18 protein-coding genes and 1 pseudogene are annotated in these 13,390 nt (G+C 65.1%); 7 read left to right on the top strand and 12 right to left on the bottom strand.

Annotated elements, in window-relative coordinates; translation table 11 throughout:
• Positions 1-43: 43 nt before the first annotated feature.
• The 3 genes from E8F11_RS18765 to E8F11_RS18755 form a co-directional block, all read right to left on the bottom strand.
• Positions 44-337 carry a co-chaperone GroES gene (locus E8F11_RS18765; RefSeq protein WP_028628402.1) on the bottom strand — a complete coding sequence of 98 codons (294 nt, stop codon included), beginning with the start codon at positions 335-337 and terminating at the stop codon, positions 44-46.
• A gap of 195 nt (positions 338-532) precedes the next feature.
• Positions 533-985, bottom strand: a complete 453-nt coding sequence (locus E8F11_RS18760) for an FxsA family protein (RefSeq protein ID WP_280290350.1) — start codon at positions 983-985, stop codon at positions 533-535.
• Between the two features lie 65 nt (positions 986-1,050).
• Positions 1,051-1,782, bottom strand: a complete 732-nt coding sequence (locus E8F11_RS18755) for a HugZ family protein (protein ID WP_280290349.1) — start codon at positions 1,780-1,782, stop codon at positions 1,051-1,053.
• Between the two features lie 104 nt (positions 1,783-1,886).
• Here E8F11_RS18755 and E8F11_RS18750 point away from each other — a divergent pair, with 104 nt between their 5' ends.
• Positions 1,887-2,645, top strand: a complete 759-nt coding sequence (locus E8F11_RS18750; RefSeq protein WP_280290348.1) for an SDR family oxidoreductase — start codon at positions 1,887-1,889, stop codon at positions 2,643-2,645.
• A gap of 225 nt (positions 2,646-2,870) precedes the next feature.
• On the opposite strand, the gene E8F11_RS18745 is transcribed toward E8F11_RS18750, so the two are convergent.
• Both E8F11_RS18745 and E8F11_RS18740 read right to left on the bottom strand, forming a co-directional pair.
• Complete coding sequence (locus E8F11_RS18745; protein WP_280290347.1) at positions 2,871-3,821, bottom strand: PA2778 family cysteine peptidase; 951 nt, start codon at positions 3,819-3,821, stop codon at positions 2,871-2,873.
• Positions 3,821-4,228, bottom strand: a complete 408-nt coding sequence (locus E8F11_RS18740) for a PA2779 family protein (protein WP_280290346.1) — start codon at positions 4,226-4,228, stop codon at positions 3,821-3,823. Before E8F11_RS18740 ends, E8F11_RS18745 begins: the two co-directional genes overlap by 1 nt.
• Before the next feature lie 167 nt (positions 4,229-4,395).
• Between E8F11_RS18740 and E8F11_RS18735 the strand changes: the two are divergent.
• A pseudogene (locus E8F11_RS18735) lies at positions 4,396-4,764 on the top strand (sigma factor); the annotation flags it as partial.
• A 318-nt stretch (positions 4,765-5,082) separates the two neighbouring features.
• Here the strand turns inward: E8F11_RS18735 and E8F11_RS18730 are convergent.
• The 4 genes from E8F11_RS18730 to E8F11_RS18715 all read right to left on the bottom strand — a co-directional run bounded on the left by E8F11_RS18730 (position 5,083) and on the right by E8F11_RS18715 (position 7,878).
• The gene (locus tag E8F11_RS18730) at positions 5,083-5,592 is read right to left on the bottom strand and encodes a DUF3016 domain-containing protein (RefSeq protein WP_280290345.1); all 510 of its coding nucleotides are present in this window, start codon (positions 5,590-5,592) and stop codon (positions 5,083-5,085) included.
• Between the two features lie 143 nt (positions 5,593-5,735).
• Positions 5,736-6,062, bottom strand: coding sequence for a DUF3325 domain-containing protein (locus E8F11_RS18725; protein WP_280290344.1), 327 nt, complete (start codon positions 6,060-6,062; stop codon positions 5,736-5,738).
• The gene (locus tag E8F11_RS18720) at positions 6,062-7,585 is read right to left on the bottom strand and encodes a PepSY-associated TM helix domain-containing protein (protein ID WP_280290343.1); all 1,524 of its coding nucleotides are present in this window, start codon (positions 7,583-7,585) and stop codon (positions 6,062-6,064) included. The genes E8F11_RS18725 and E8F11_RS18720 overlap by 1 nt, the downstream gene beginning before the upstream one ends.
• On the bottom strand, positions 7,582-7,878 hold the full coding sequence (locus tag E8F11_RS18715; RefSeq protein WP_280290341.1) for a DUF3649 domain-containing protein: 297 nt from the start codon (positions 7,876-7,878) through the stop codon (positions 7,582-7,584). The genes E8F11_RS18720 and E8F11_RS18715 overlap by 4 nt, the downstream gene beginning before the upstream one ends.
• A gap of 284 nt (positions 7,879-8,162) precedes the next feature.
• Between E8F11_RS18715 and E8F11_RS18710 the strand changes: the two genes are divergently transcribed.
• A complete protein-coding gene (locus E8F11_RS18710) occupies positions 8,163-8,474 on the top strand; it encodes a DUF3509 domain-containing protein (protein WP_280290340.1) in 312 nt (103 codons plus the stop codon).
• A gap of 22 nt (positions 8,475-8,496) precedes the next feature.
• On the opposite strand, the gene E8F11_RS18705 is transcribed toward E8F11_RS18710, so the two are convergent.
• Positions 8,497-8,988 carry a phosphate-starvation-inducible PsiE family protein gene (locus tag E8F11_RS18705; RefSeq protein WP_280290339.1) on the bottom strand — a complete coding sequence of 164 codons (492 nt, stop codon included), beginning with the start codon at positions 8,986-8,988 and terminating at the stop codon, positions 8,497-8,499.
• A 209-nt stretch (positions 8,989-9,197) separates the two neighbouring features.
• On the opposite strand from E8F11_RS18705, the gene E8F11_RS18700 reads away from it, so the two are divergent.
• The 3 genes from E8F11_RS18700 (at position 9,198) to E8F11_RS18690 (ending at position 10,721) form a co-directional block, all read left to right on the top strand.
• Positions 9,198-9,329 carry a hypothetical protein gene (locus E8F11_RS18700; RefSeq protein WP_280290338.1) on the top strand — a complete coding sequence of 44 codons (132 nt, stop codon included), beginning with the start codon at positions 9,198-9,200 and terminating at the stop codon, positions 9,327-9,329.
• A gap of 110 nt (positions 9,330-9,439) precedes the next feature.
• Positions 9,440-9,703 (top strand): YebG family protein, encoded by a 264-nt coding sequence (locus tag E8F11_RS18695; RefSeq protein ID WP_280290337.1) that lies wholly within the window; start codon positions 9,440-9,442, stop codon positions 9,701-9,703.
• Positions 9,704-9,824: 121 nt separating this feature from the next.
• The gene (locus E8F11_RS18690) at positions 9,825-10,721 is read left to right on the top strand and encodes a sterol desaturase family protein (protein ID WP_280290336.1); all 897 of its coding nucleotides are present in this window, start codon (positions 9,825-9,827) and stop codon (positions 10,719-10,721) included.
• Here E8F11_RS18690 and E8F11_RS18685 read toward each other — a convergent pair.
• The gene (locus tag E8F11_RS18685) at positions 10,704-11,381 is read right to left on the bottom strand and encodes a helix-turn-helix domain-containing protein (RefSeq protein WP_280290335.1); all 678 of its coding nucleotides are present in this window, start codon (positions 11,379-11,381) and stop codon (positions 10,704-10,706) included. The genes E8F11_RS18690 and E8F11_RS18685 overlap by 18 nt on opposite strands.
• Positions 11,382-11,545: 164 nt before the next feature.
• On the opposite strand from E8F11_RS18685, the gene E8F11_RS18680 reads away from it, so the two are divergent.
• Positions 11,546-12,229: a DMT family transporter gene (locus tag E8F11_RS18680; protein ID WP_280290333.1), complete on the top strand. Its 684-nt coding sequence runs from the start codon at positions 11,546-11,548 to the stop codon at positions 12,227-12,229.
• 42 nt (positions 12,230-12,271) lie between these two features.
• On the opposite strand, the gene E8F11_RS18675 is transcribed toward E8F11_RS18680, so the two are convergent.
• Positions 12,272-13,378: a dihydrolipoamide acetyltransferase family protein gene (locus E8F11_RS18675; protein WP_280290332.1), complete on the bottom strand. Its 1,107-nt coding sequence runs from the start codon at positions 13,376-13,378 to the stop codon at positions 12,272-12,274.
• Positions 13,379-13,390: the final 12 nt, after the last annotated feature.

Here is a 13,390-nt window from a genome sequence, read left to right as displayed (position 1 = left end):
TTGATCCTCAATTCTTTTGTGTTTGGACGGAGATTCGCGGAACTCAGGCTTCTACGACGGCGAGGATTTCGCTCTCGCCCATCACCAGCAGCTCTTCGCCATCAACCTTGATGGTGTTGCTGCCCGAGTAGGGGCCGAACACCACCTGGTCACCGACCTTGACGGCCAGCGGACGCACTTCGCCGTTGTCCAGCAGGCGACCGGTGCCTACAGCGACGACTTCGCCACGGTTCGGCTTCTCGGCAGCCGAGCCCGGCAGCACGATGCCGCCAGCGGTTTTGGTCTCTTCTTCGCTGCGACGGATGACGACGCGGTCATGCAGAGGACGAAGCTTCATTGTCGATCTCTCCCAATACTGTTTTTCTTTCTACCGGTGCGGGCACCGGCGGGTTGGTAATTTCCGGCGGAGCCGGTTGCGGCGCTACAGGCGCGCCGCTGGAATCAGACCTGCCATCCGGCAGGAACCTTGCGGTGACTGATACATAGGGGCGCCCGGAGGCATTTCAAGGGCACGCGCAAAAAAATATGCACTTTATCGGTCGCGGCGCTCGTACTCGCCTTCGATCACGTTGGGGCGGGTCTGGCCGCTGCGGGCGGCCAGGTCATCGGCGAAGGCGCGCTGACGCATGGCCTGTTCCTGGGCACGCTGGAGCAGCTTGCGGATGAACAGGCGACGGGTGAAAGGAATCAGGCAGAGCAGGCCGAACACATCGCTGATGAAGCCCGGCAGCAGCAGCAGGCCACCACCGACGGCGATCAGCAGGCCCTCGAGCATTTCCTGCTCGGGCACCTCGCCGCGAGCCAGGCGCTCACGGGCGCGCCACGCAGTTGCGACCCCGGCCACCCGCAACAGCACGCTGCCGAGCACGGCGGTGCCGATGACCAACAGCAGGGTCGGCAGGACACCGATCACGCTGCCGACCTGGATCAGGACGGCCAGCTCGATCAGCGGGAAGAGCAGGAACAGGAAGAGAAAAGCGCGCATCAGGGTTTCCTTGCTGGAAGAACGACTTCCGATATCCCCCTACATGAAGCCGGCCTTCCGCCAATTCAAGCCTCGGGCTCTCCGCCGGTCGGCCAGGATTCGGCGCGAGCCAGCTGTACCAAGGCCTGACGGACCGCACCTGGGTTGTTACAGGATGTTGGGAAGGGCAACCAGTGAAGCGTCTGACCAATACGTAGGTGGAAGCCTTCAGTGTCGATCCCGACCATCTCCGCCGTCGGCTCCGTGGGCAGCCCGGCCAACGCCACATAGTGGGCGATGGCATTGGCGTGGTCGCTGTTCATGTGTTCCAGCATGCCGATTTCCGCCTCACCGGCGAAGGCATTGGCCAGCACCAGCTGGTCGACCCAGTGGATGGCGCCGAAGCCGCCGATGAAACGCGCGCGTACCGGCTCCAGGCGCCAGAAGCCGAAGTCGTGGGTACGGTGGTAGTCCACCGCCTGGGGGAAATAGCGGTAGTAGCGGGTGGCGGCGGCCTCGACCTCGGCCTCGCCCTCTATATGCCGGGCTTCGGCCAGCAGGGTCAGGCGCCCCGCCGCCTGGACATCCTCGGCGCCGCGCTCGCCCACCAGCAGCGAGCATTTCGCGTCCTTCTGCAGGTTATGGGTGTGCTGGGCGATGCGGCTGATCAGGATCAGCGGCCGGCCTTCGGCATCCAGGCAATAGGGCACCACTGATCCGAAAGGAAAGCCCGGCATGGCCTTGGAATGGGTGGACAGCACCCCACGGTATTCCTTGAGCAGCAATTCTCGTGCATGCTTTGCGGCTTTCACGCTCACCTTATGACTCCTCGCAGAGAATCCGTCGAAAACGGACGAGCGCCCAGAATAGCGGTTTAACGGCGCCAGCGGGGGCAATGCGACAGTTATTCGAGGGGAATCACATGCAACTGAAAGACAAGGTCATCATCATCACCGGTGGTTGCCAGGGCCTCGGCCGCGCCATGGGTGAGTACCTGGCGGCCAAGGGCGCGAAGCTGGCCCTGGTGGACCTCAACCAGGAGAAACTCGATGAGGCCGTGGCCGCCTGCAAGGCTGCCGGCGGCGACGCCCGCGCCTACCTGTGCAACGTGGCCAACGAAGAGCAGGTGACCCACATGGTCGCCCAGGTGGCCGAAGACTTCGGCGCCATCAACGGCCTGGTGAACAACGCCGGCATCCTGCGCGACGGCCTGACCATCAAGGTCAAGGACGGCGAAATGACCAAGATGAGCCTGGCCCAGTGGCAGTCGGTGATCGACGTCAACCTGACCGGCGTCTTCCTCTGCACCCGCGAAGTCGCGGCCAAGATGATCGAACTGGATAACCAGGGCGCGATCATCAACATCTCCTCCATCTCCCGTGCCGGCAACATGGGCCAGGCCAACTACTCCGCGGCCAAGGCCGGCGTCGCCGCCGACACCGTGGTCTGGGCCAAGGAGCTGGCGCGCTACGGCATCCGCGTCGCTGGCGTGGCGCCGGGCTTCATCGAGACCGACATGGTCGCCAGCATGAAGCCGGAAGCCCTGGAAAAGATGACCTCCGGCATCCCGCTCAAGCGCCTGGGCAAGCCGCTGGAAATTGCCCACTCGGTGGCCTACATCCTGGAGAACGACTACTACACCGGTCGCATCCTGGAACTGGACGGCGGCCTGCGCCTGTAAGGCCTCGGCCTGATGAAAAAGCCCCGCATTCGCGGGGCTTTTTTGTGGGCGGGAGGTCTGCTTTTCCTGTGGGGTCGAATTCATTCGCTGAGCAGGCCGCAGGTCTGCCCGTCTGATTTCCTGCCAAACACCTGGCCGGCTCCAGCCCGTAGGTTGGGCTGAGCTACGCGAAGCCCAACGGCCCGAGCGCCGCGCTGCAGGAGCGAATTCATTCGCGATAGCGTGCTACCGCCCCGCACTGCACATCGGCAACGCCACGCACTGTCCCTTCCCGCCAGCTTCTACCAAAGGAGTCGCCAGGCGCGGGTCATCGGGCGCCAGTTGCCGGGCGCAGGCCCTGGCCTGGCTGGCCTGGCTGGCGCAGCCCTTCTCGTTGAGCACCTCGGACAGGTTGAACCAGCCCAGGGCGTAGTCCGGCTTGCGCTTCAGGCTTTCCCGCAGGGCCTGCTCCGCGCCGTCGCGGTCGCCATCGGCATAGCGCGCGTTGGCCAGGGCGAAGAGCGGCAGGGCTTCCTGCGGCCAGTGCTCGGCGGCCGTGCGGTAGGCGCGTTCGGCCACCGGCCGCTGGGAGGTTTCCTCCAGGTCGCTGGCTGCCTTGATCCAGGGTTCCAGGCGCGCCTCGGCCGGCAAATGCTCTGCCGGCAAGGTCACCACGGCCCAGCGTTCGGCCCGCTCCCAGGTGCGGTCGAAGCTGCGCAGGTCGGTTATCCAGCGCTTCTCGGTGCCGGAACGCAGTACCAGTTCATCCCGGGACCGGTCGAAACCCACCACCACCGCGAAGTGCCAGCGCGGCAGCCAGTCCAGGCCAAGGTTCTGCATCACCAGCACCGGGTTGCCCGCCGCTACCTGGGCCAGCAGCGCGTCCAGGTTCGGCTCCAGCGGGTAGACCAGCATGCCGTGCTGGCGCGCGGCAGCCACCAGCTCCAGCTTCAGGCTGCCCTGCCGGGTCGGCAGGTAGACCTTCGGCGCCAGTTCCTCGGGCGAGGTTTTCACCCCACGCTGCACCAGCACGGTGGCAAGCGCGGCCGGGCCGCACTGGTAGATTTCCTGCGGATAGAAAGGCGTCTGCGTGAGCTCCACCCGCTGCGGCAGGCGGTCGCTCTGGGGGGGCAGCATGGGTTGCTGCCCCGCGCAACCGGCCAGGGCCAGGATCACCACGGCCAGCCAGGGGCGCATCAGTTGATGCACTTGATGAAGCTGAAGATGTCAGTGGCGCAGAGCATGTCGGTGATGATGAAGATCACCAGGAACAGCACGATGATGCCGACCCAGCCACCGACCGGTTCCTGCTCCAGGCGCTGGTTGAACTGCTGCAGTTCCGCCGGCGTCAGGCTGGCGATCCGGGCTTCCACCTGCTCGCGCGGTACGCCGAGGGATTCGAGTTTCTGCTGGACCTGCTGGTCGTCGAGCATGGCGCGCAACTGTTCGCGGTCGACGGGTTGGTGCTGCGGCAGCTGTTGCTCCTGCATGGCCTGAGGCGTGCCGATCATGGCCGCCTGAGCCAGGGGCATCTGGGCGAGGAAGGCGAACTGGCTGGCAATCAGGACGGAAGCCAGACGACGGTTGCAGGGACGCGAAAGCATGGGGGGTTTCTCCAAGGATTGTTACCAATTGACCACACGTCGGTTTTCGCGGTTCCTGCCTTCCTACACTAAGAATGCAGACTTCATCGCGAATTTCAGATTATTGCTGAAATCCGGCCGGCAACTATAGAGCGCGAAGCATTCCCACTTGTTTCCGGATCCAGCCCTTGAATCACGGCGCCGACGCATCTCCGCCCCCGCCGGCCGAATCCCTGCACCCGTTGTACAGCGACCACCACAGTTGGCTGACCGGTTGGCCACGCCGCCTGGGCTGCCCGCAGAATGCTGCCGACCTGGCCCAGCATCTTTCTCCATGTGCTCCTGGCCCGCGATCAGCCAGCCATCCTCGAGCCCCGCGCCTTCCTCAGCACGGTGGCCAAGCGTGTGCTGGCCAACCACTACCGCCGCCAGGATATCGAACGCGCCTACCCCAGGCCCTGGCCTCGCTACCGGAAGCCGAGGCGCCGAGCGAGGAGGAACGCGCCATCATCCTGGCAATCCTGGTGGAGTTGGACCGCTTGCTGGACGGCTTGCCGCTGGGGAGGAGTCCATATACGTCTTTGGGACGTGGTAATGAGTCACCGGCTTTGCCTGTGGCGACTCGGCGGAGCAGCAGGATGAAACTGATCCCCTAGGGTGTGCCGTGCGCACCAGGAGTTTGACGCAGTGCAGGGTCGGTGCAGATGGCGCACCCTGCATCTGGCTCCGGTGGGCGATTTCTGCCGAGTGTCCCGGATAAGACTGGCCTCCTTCCCCTGAAGGGAGACGGGTGACCCGCGCCTAAGGTCCAGTGCTTTTCCTGTGGGGGCGAATTCATTCGCGAAGCAGGCCGCAGGCCTGCCCGGCAATTCCACTCAATAGGAAACCGTCTTGTCCTTCGGACCGATGTTCCAGCGGAACCAGTCGTCCAGCATGGTCTTCTCGTACCGCAGGCGGTCGTTGCTGAAGTAGTAGTTGCCGTGTTGCAGGTAGGACTGGTCGATCACCGTGACATCACGGCTGACCAGGGTCTTGCCGTCCTGTTCCAGGCTGTAGTGCAGCTTGATCCGCGGCCAGGTCACCTCGCGCATGAAGCGCACGTCCTGAAAGTTGATCCGCCAGGGTTCGTACCGGCCGGCCAGGTCGATATCGAGGATGTCCACCTTGAGGCTCTGCCCGGGCTGCAGGTAGCGCTTGCCCAGTTTCTCGATATGGGCCTTGAGGTCCTTGAGCACGAAGTCATCCGCCCCGCGCCCATAATCACGGTTCAGGCGCGCGTCGCTGAACTTCTCGGGATTGGTGAAGCTGACCTCGGTGGTGGATGCCAGCACCGTCGGGGAAAGGATCACCAGGGCCAGTACGACGAGGGGCAGCGTGGATCGCATGGAACACCTCCTGACGGTGACGACTGGCTCACCGCCAGCACCAGTGTACGCCCGGCGATGCGAACGGGAAGCGGCTCCAGTCGGACGGCAATGTACTGCCGCAGAAGCTCGAAGGGCAGGTCTTCCGACCTGCCCTTGTCGATTCATCCCACCAGCGCCAGCAGGCCCCCGCCCACCGGCAGCAGCGCCACCAGCGGCACGACCCAGCGAGTTTTCCAGGCCAGCAGGACGACCAGCAGGAGGCCGGCGAGCATCAGTTGCAGCAGCCAGATCACGCCGCCGATTTCCCCACCCAGCTCAGCGATGATGAGAACCAGTGCAAGGACCATGGCTAGCCCTGCACCGCCCCGCAGCAGGCGGCTGCGGCTTTCACTGGGAGCGCCATTCAGGACCAGCTTGTGCTGGCGCGACATGGCCAGAGCCAGGCCAGTCATGGCCAGGTAGCAGAAGGCAAAACTCAGGACCAGCATCAGGCGCTCTCCTCCAACAGGCGGCGGCGGACCCGCACGGTCTTCTCCGCCTGCGGCAGGGAGCGGCGCCAGGCCAGCAAGCCGCATAGGGCTCCGGAGGCGAGCAGCACCAAGTCGATGCCGGCCATGTCCCAATCGCCACGGCCGAGGGTCGCCAGCAGGCTGCCCTGGGGAGTGACCATAGCGTTCAGCAGCGGCAGGCCGACAGCCAGGACGGCAACGGTGGCGAGCACGTCGCGAGCGACCTTGCCACTATTGCGGCGCAGGATGGCCCAGACCGCCACCAGCAGCCAGACGCCGACGAAGACCCAGCTTTCCGCGCTGGCACGCTCGGCCATACCGGCCGACAGCAGGCGGTTGCCATAGAGCAGGCCCAGGCTGGCGATGGGCAGGCCACCGATCACCGCGCCGTTGAGTGCACGGACCAGGCCGATGCCACGGCTACTGCGCGCCTCGCGCTTGCGCAGCCAGACCTGCAGACCGGCCACCAGCATGGCGCAGCCCATCAGGCCAAGCAGCAGGTAGAGCGCGCGGACGATCTGTCCACCGAACTGCGCCATATGCAGGTTGGTCAGCCAGGCGTAGCTGTTGTAGCCAGCGCTGTACGGCTTCTGTTCATGGAGCAGCTCGCCACTGGCGGCGTCGTATGACATCGTCCACTGGAAGTCGACGATGCCCGAGCGGTCGTAGCGACGGATGTCCACCACAGCCGCGGCGTCACCCGGATGGTGCACGCTGATCCAGCCCGTCTCCGAACCTCCCCAGCGACGGTGGGCGTCGGCCAGCAGGCTGTCGAGCGAGGCAGTCGCCGGCGCCGGGCGCTTCACCCCCTCGCGGTGGTAGGCGCCCATGGTGTCGTTGAAGAAGGCTTCGGCATCGCCCTTGTAGGCCAGCTGGATGCCGGCGGGCATGTAGAAGGTCACGAAGATGGCCAGGCCCGTGTAGGCGATGACCAGGTGGAAGGGCAGCCCCACCACGCCGAACAGGTTGTGGGCGTCCAGCCAGGCGCGCTGGCCGTTGGCGTCCGGGCGCAGGGTGAAGAAGTCCTTGAAGAGGCGGCGGTGGATGATGATGCCGCTGACCAGCGCCACCAGCATGAACATGGCGGCGATCGCCACTATGTACATACCGATCATGCCGGCGTTGAGGTCGTAGTGCAGGGTGAAGAAGAACAGCCCGCCGACGGTTTCCGGCATGGGCTCGCCGGTGGCCGGGTCCAGGGCGAAGCGCACGAACTCGCTCTCGTCGGCCGGTTCATAGCCTGCCAAGTAGAACGGCTCGCGTTCGCTCGGCGGGCGAATCCAGATGGCATGCGCGTCCGGCGCCTTGGCCAGCATGGCCTCGCGAACCTGGTCCAGGGTCTGGGTGTGGCTGGAGGGTTCATGCAGCGCCGGGCGCATCCAGCGTTCCAGTTCCTTGTCGAAGCAGGCGATGCTGCCGGCGAAGAAGATGACGAAGAGCAGCCAGGACGGCAGCAGCCCGCCCCAGGTATGCAGCCCTGCCATGGATTGCCGCAGGCTCATGGGCGTACTCCGAAGTCGGTTGGCAGGTAGGCCGCGAGGGCCATCAGAACGGTCACTCCCACCAGCACCAGCCAGGCGCACAGGGCCGAGCGCGCTGCGAAGGCATAAACGATGGCGATCGTGTAGACGGCGAAGCAGGCCAGGCTGGCGAATACCACCCTTTCACTGCGCACCAGCGGCAGATAGACGGACAGGAATGCGGTGGCCGCATAGGCCGTCGCGTATCCGCCGAGGATCGCCGCCAACACCCGCGCGGTCACCTCCCCGCGCGTGGAGGTCTTGGCTTTACTCACGTTGCTACCTTCGTCGAGGGCGACCCTGGCCGCGGGCGTGCCGACCGGACTGGATCCCGCCACGGCCAGAGTGACCAGATAGTTCGGAAACAAACTTGAGAATTATTTACATACGCGTTTTTATTGCAACAGGTAATTTGTATCAATAGCGCTGACGCGGCCTGCTCCCAGCCATATGCGACACCTTGTCGATTTCCGGCCGCGCCGCCGGTCATTGCGGTTCGAACTTTGCAGCCTTCCTGGCAGTCCATCGACTCATCGCTCGATCAACCAGGTGACAGGCCATGTACAACCCCTTCCAGATTCTGACCGACGCCTTCCAGGCCGAATACCGGGTCAACCTCAGCCTGGAACGGCTGGACGGCAACATCATGCTGACCCTGACCAACGAGCACGGCGTGGCCGTGCGGCGCATGATCAGCCCAGCCCAGCGCAATGACCCGGTGCGGTTGCAGCGGGTGATCGAGAGCATTCGCCTGGGGATCGCCATCGAGAACGGGCACAAGGTGGGCGAGATGCTCACCTCCATGACCGGCGGCCATGTCGCCCCGGTGCGCACCGGACGCGTCAACGCCGCACAGATAGCGGGCAGTTGATGCCCGCATCCGGTGCGTCGGGTCAGGCCTCCTCTTCGACCTCGACCTGACGCCGCAAGCGCTGCCGGCGCGGCGAGGATTCGCTCTGCACCGAAGGGAAACGCGAGGACGCGAAGCGCACCACGAGTATCGCCAGGGCCAGCAGCAGGATCGCGCCGGAGACGAAGACCACGCCCATGTCCGGCCGGTGATGGTGCGACACGTCGGAGATCAGCAGGCGCGTCAGCGCCGTGATCGCCACGTAGATCAGGAAGCGCACCGGCATGTGGTTGGTCTTGAAGTAGATGCCGACCATGGCACCCAGTTCGAGATAGATGAACAGCAGGAGGATGTCATCGACCGTGATGTGCCCCTTCTCCACCATCCCCAGAAAAGCCACCACCGCAGCCCAGGCGGTGATCCCGCCGATGGCGAACAGCGCCAGGTAGTGGAAACTTTCCACCAGCAGGTTTCCCAGCGATTCGGCCAGGCCATGCACGTTTTCGCGCAACTCTTCAGCCCAGTTGATCTTCACGATAAAGCTCCTCGGTACGACGATCCCGATCTTGACGGGACAAGGTGACATTGGGGTGATGCAGGATGGGGGCCGCAACGGTCTCGGCGCCACGAGGCAGGTTGTCGCAGCCCTTTCCCGTGGGTGCGTCAGGCAGGAAAAGCTGCGTACTGGACAAGGCCGATGTGCAACCCGCATAAACACCGGTCGTCCCGAAAAGGAGCTTCGACATGGGCCGCCCGCTGCACGCTCGCCACGCCGGGGCCCATCTGCCCTTCCCCGGCCTCGGCCACGTGCGCAGCGAAGGCAAGGGCTATGCTTGGGTGCCAGCGGAATACGGTCCGATCCGCAACGATCGCTGAAGGTAGGCAGTTGGAAACTTCCTACGGGATATTTTCATTTGCCATCATTCCAGATACTGTATGCGCATCCAGTATTTTCAAACCAATTGACCAAAGGTGAGGGGTGATGAATGGCCGTCGAAGTGGTGTACCGCAGCAGCCGCGATCCGGAGCGCCTGTTCATGGATAAGGCCGAAGCCGATCGTTACGACAAGATGCTCGAACTGGCCGAGTCCCTGGCCGAGGTCCTGCACAAGGCGGTGCCGTCCCTGAGCGAACAGCAGGTGGAAGACATCGGCATCTTCATGGCCAAGCACCGCGACACCTTCGCCCGCGCCTTCAAGAACCAGCCGGATGCGCTGGCCGAGTTGGAGCTGCCGGGCGGCGACGAGTAATACGGCCCGAAGCCCTGTTCAGACGCAGCTCAGGGCCACACGGGCTATTCTTTGCGCCGTTTCTTCAAGCCCGCACGCGGCAACGAACCGATGCTGGGGCACCCTCTATCAGGAGTGCCCCATGCGTATTCTCATATCCCGACTCTATGCCCCGACCTTTTTCTTCGGCTTCATCGCGCTCGCGCTATGGCTGAGCAGTGGGTATCCGCAGCAGCCCGGATGGCTGCTGGCGCTGCTCGCGTTTGCGATCGCCCTCTCCTTCCTGGCCGAAGCCTGGTTGCCCTATTGCCCGGCATGGAACCGGGACCATCGCGACCGCCGGCGGGACGCCCTCCACGCAGCCGTCAATGAAGGGCTGAGCAGCCTCGGCCTGCTGGTCATTCCATTCACGGCGGCGCTGCTCCCGATCCCGGGGATGTGGCCGGATGACTGGCCCCTGTGGCTGCAGTTGCTGATGGCGGTTTCGGTAGCGGATCTGGGACTGACGCTCATGCACCGGCTCAGTCACCGCCTGCCACTGCTCTGGCGCCTGCATGCGGTGCATCACAGTGTGCGGCGGATGTACGGTTTCAACGGCCTGATGAAACATCCGCTCCACCAGACCCTTGAAGCCCTGGCAGGCACAGCCCCGCTGCTGATTCTCGGCATATCGGAACAGGTCGCCTCCCTGCTGGCCTTCGCCATCGCCATCCAACTCCTGCTCCAGCACAGCAATGTCGATATGCGCATCGGTGGATTGCGCCACCTCTTCGCCTGGGCTCCCGTGCACCGCTTCCATCACATGAAGTACGGCCGGGCGGGGGACGTGAACTTCGCCCTGTTCTTCAGTTTCTGGGACAGGCTGCTCGGGACGTCCTTTTACCACCCGCATTACCGCATGGGCAGCGACGACCTCGGCATCGGCAGCCGACCCGACTACCCCGGCGGCTACCTGGCCCAGTTGGCCGCCCCCTTCCGGCCACAAGGCCCGGTGATGCCATGCCCGACGGCACCGGAATCGCTACTCCAACAGCCTTAGCTGCAGATTGCCGAAGGTGCGGTCGGCGCGCACGCCAAACGTGCTGCGCACCGTCCGCGAAAAGTGGGCGGCGTCGGCGAACCCCGCCGCATGGGCCGCGTGGGTCAGCGGCTCCCCGGCCATGGCCAACGCCACGGCGAGGCGCAGCCGGCGCCAGAGCACAAGCCGCCGCACTGAAAGGCCGACCTGTTCGCCGAACAACCGCTCGAGCTGGCTGAGGGAAAGGCAGGCCGTTCGCGCCAGGGTAGCGGCGCTGACCTTTTCCGCCAGCAACTGGTCCACGGCCTGGAGCGCCCTGGCTATGCGCGGGTCCAGCGCCTGCCTGGGGGCGGCTCGCAGACAGTCGGCCAGCCCCTGAAGATCCGGTCCGGCCTGATCAAGCGCAGCACGCAGGCTATCGAGGCTGAATGCCAACGGCTCGGCGTAGACCGCCACCATGGGCTGGCTGGCGTCTTCCAGCGCATGCGTACGCATCGACTCGACCAGCACCACACGCCCACTCACCGGCTGCCCATCCACCAGCAGGCGCAGGGGCTCATCCAGGGCCAGCAGGGCCTGGTGGGCATAGTGGGCGTGGGGGCGGGTAGCTCCACTGGCCCCGACGATCAGGCAGAAGTCGCGGGCCAGCCAGAGTGCCCCTTGCCAGCAGGAGTCAGTCATGGTCATGCACGATACCGAAGATGGGGGGCGATCTCACTCCGCCGTAGGGTGGAAATCGCTTTTCTTTTCCACCATTCGGAGTCCGGCCGAGCCTCGAAAGGTGGACCGGTAAAGCGTGGTCCAACCTACATCTGCTCCAGCCTCGCCGTGCCCCCGAACGGTAATTGACGCCGGAGCGCGGCAGCCGGCTGAAGGTGGCAGGCATCGGCCTGCTGCTGATTGGCGGCTACACCATCTGCTACCTGCTGGCGCTGGACAACGGCATCACCCCCGGTGTGCTCGCCGCACTGCTCGGGGTGCAGCCCATCCTCACCCTAGTGCTGCTGGAACGGCGCTATCCCCTGGCGCGCCTGCTGGGCCTGGGCCTGGCTCTGGGCGGCCTGGTACTGCTGGTGTGGCAGAGCATCGACCAGGCAAGGGTTTCCGTCCTCGGGCTGGTGTATGGCTTTGCTTCCCTGGGCAGCATGACCCTGGGAGCCATCCTGCAGAAAAGCCTCAAGCAGTCGCCCATGCAGCTCCTGCCCCTGCAGTACGGCGCCAGCCTGCTGGCCTGCCTGCTGCTGGTGCCCTACAAGCCCTTCCACTTCGAGACCACGCTGGACTTCGCCATTCCCCTGCTGTGGCTGGCGCTGGTGATTTCGGTGGTGGCGCAGTTGCTGCTCTACAAGCTGATGCAGGCGGGCAACCTGGTGAATGTCACCAGCCTGTTCTACCTGGTGCCGGTGGTAACGGCGGGGATGGATTACCTCTTCCTCGGCAACACCCTGGCGCCGCTGGGCCTGGCCGGGATGGGCGGGCTACTGGCGGGGTTGGTGCTGGTGTTCAGTGGGGGTGGGCGGAGCGCCTGACAAGCAGGATGCGATGACTAGGAAGAGCAGGGCTTGGGAGAGTCATGGCAGCTCCAACGCTTGCACCAGCGCCTTGAGGAAGCGCGCAGCTTCGCCGCCGGTGACGGCGCGGTGGTCGAAGGTCAGGGACAAGGGCAGCACCGGGTGGATTTCCACCTTGCCCTGCCAGGCCACCGGCTCTTCGCGAATGCCACCGGCACCAATGATCGCCACCTGGGGCGGCACCACCACCGGGTTCGCGTAGCGCCCGAAAAGGGTGCCGAAGTTGGACAGGGTGATGGTGGCGCCCATCATTTCCTGGGGCGGGATGGAGCGTGCCTTGACGTCGGCACGCAGGCGCGCCACGCCTTCCTTGAGGTCGTCGGCGCTGCGCCCGCCCACGTCCCGCAGCACCGGTACGAAGAGGCCGTCCTGGGTGTCCACGGCTATGCCGAGGTCGAGCTTCTGGTGCTGGCGGATCGACAAGGCGCGGCCGTCGAACCAGCTGTTGAGTATGGGTTCCACCTCACAGGCGGCGGCGATGGCCTTGCCCAGGCGGATCAGCGGATCGCGAGCTTCCGGCCAGCGGTGCAGGTCGGCATCCCCGACTATGGTCACCGGCACCACTTCGGCATGGGAGCGCGCCATGTTGATCGCCATGCTGCGGCGCACGCCACGCAACCGCTCGCCACCGAAGCTGTCGCGCGCGCTCTGCGCGGCCTGCTCTACATCGGCGCGGGTCACCAGGCCATCCGGGCCGCTGCCGGCCAGGGCCGCCAGCTCCACGCCCATCTGCCGGGCCAACTGGCGCACCGCCGGGGTGGCGCGAGGCGCCAAGTGTTCGCGGGTGGAAGGTGCAGCACCGACGAAGAAGCTGTCAGCCTGGGCGTTGCCACCACCTTCCAGGCGGCCGACCACGGTGCCAGCGTCGGTGTCTTCGCCTTCGTAGCCGAGCAGGGGTTCGCCCACATGGAGGATGTCGCCTTCCTTGCCGAAGGTCCTGGCCACCACGCCGTCGTGGGGCGCCGGGATGTCCACCAGGGCCTTGGCGGTTTCCACCGAGACCAGCAACTGGTCGGCCCTGACGCTGTCCCCCACCTTCACGTGCCACTGGACGATTTCCGCTTCCTGCAGGCCCTCGCCCAGGTCGGGCAGTTTGAAGTATTTCATTGTGCGTTCCTC

Source organism: Pseudomonas sp. BN417 (assembly GCF_029871205.1).
Taxonomy (GTDB): Bacteria; Pseudomonadota; Gammaproteobacteria; order Pseudomonadales; family Pseudomonadaceae; genus Metapseudomonas.
Note: the sequence above shows the minus strand (reverse complement) of the source record. Positions and strands in the feature narration are given on the sequence as shown.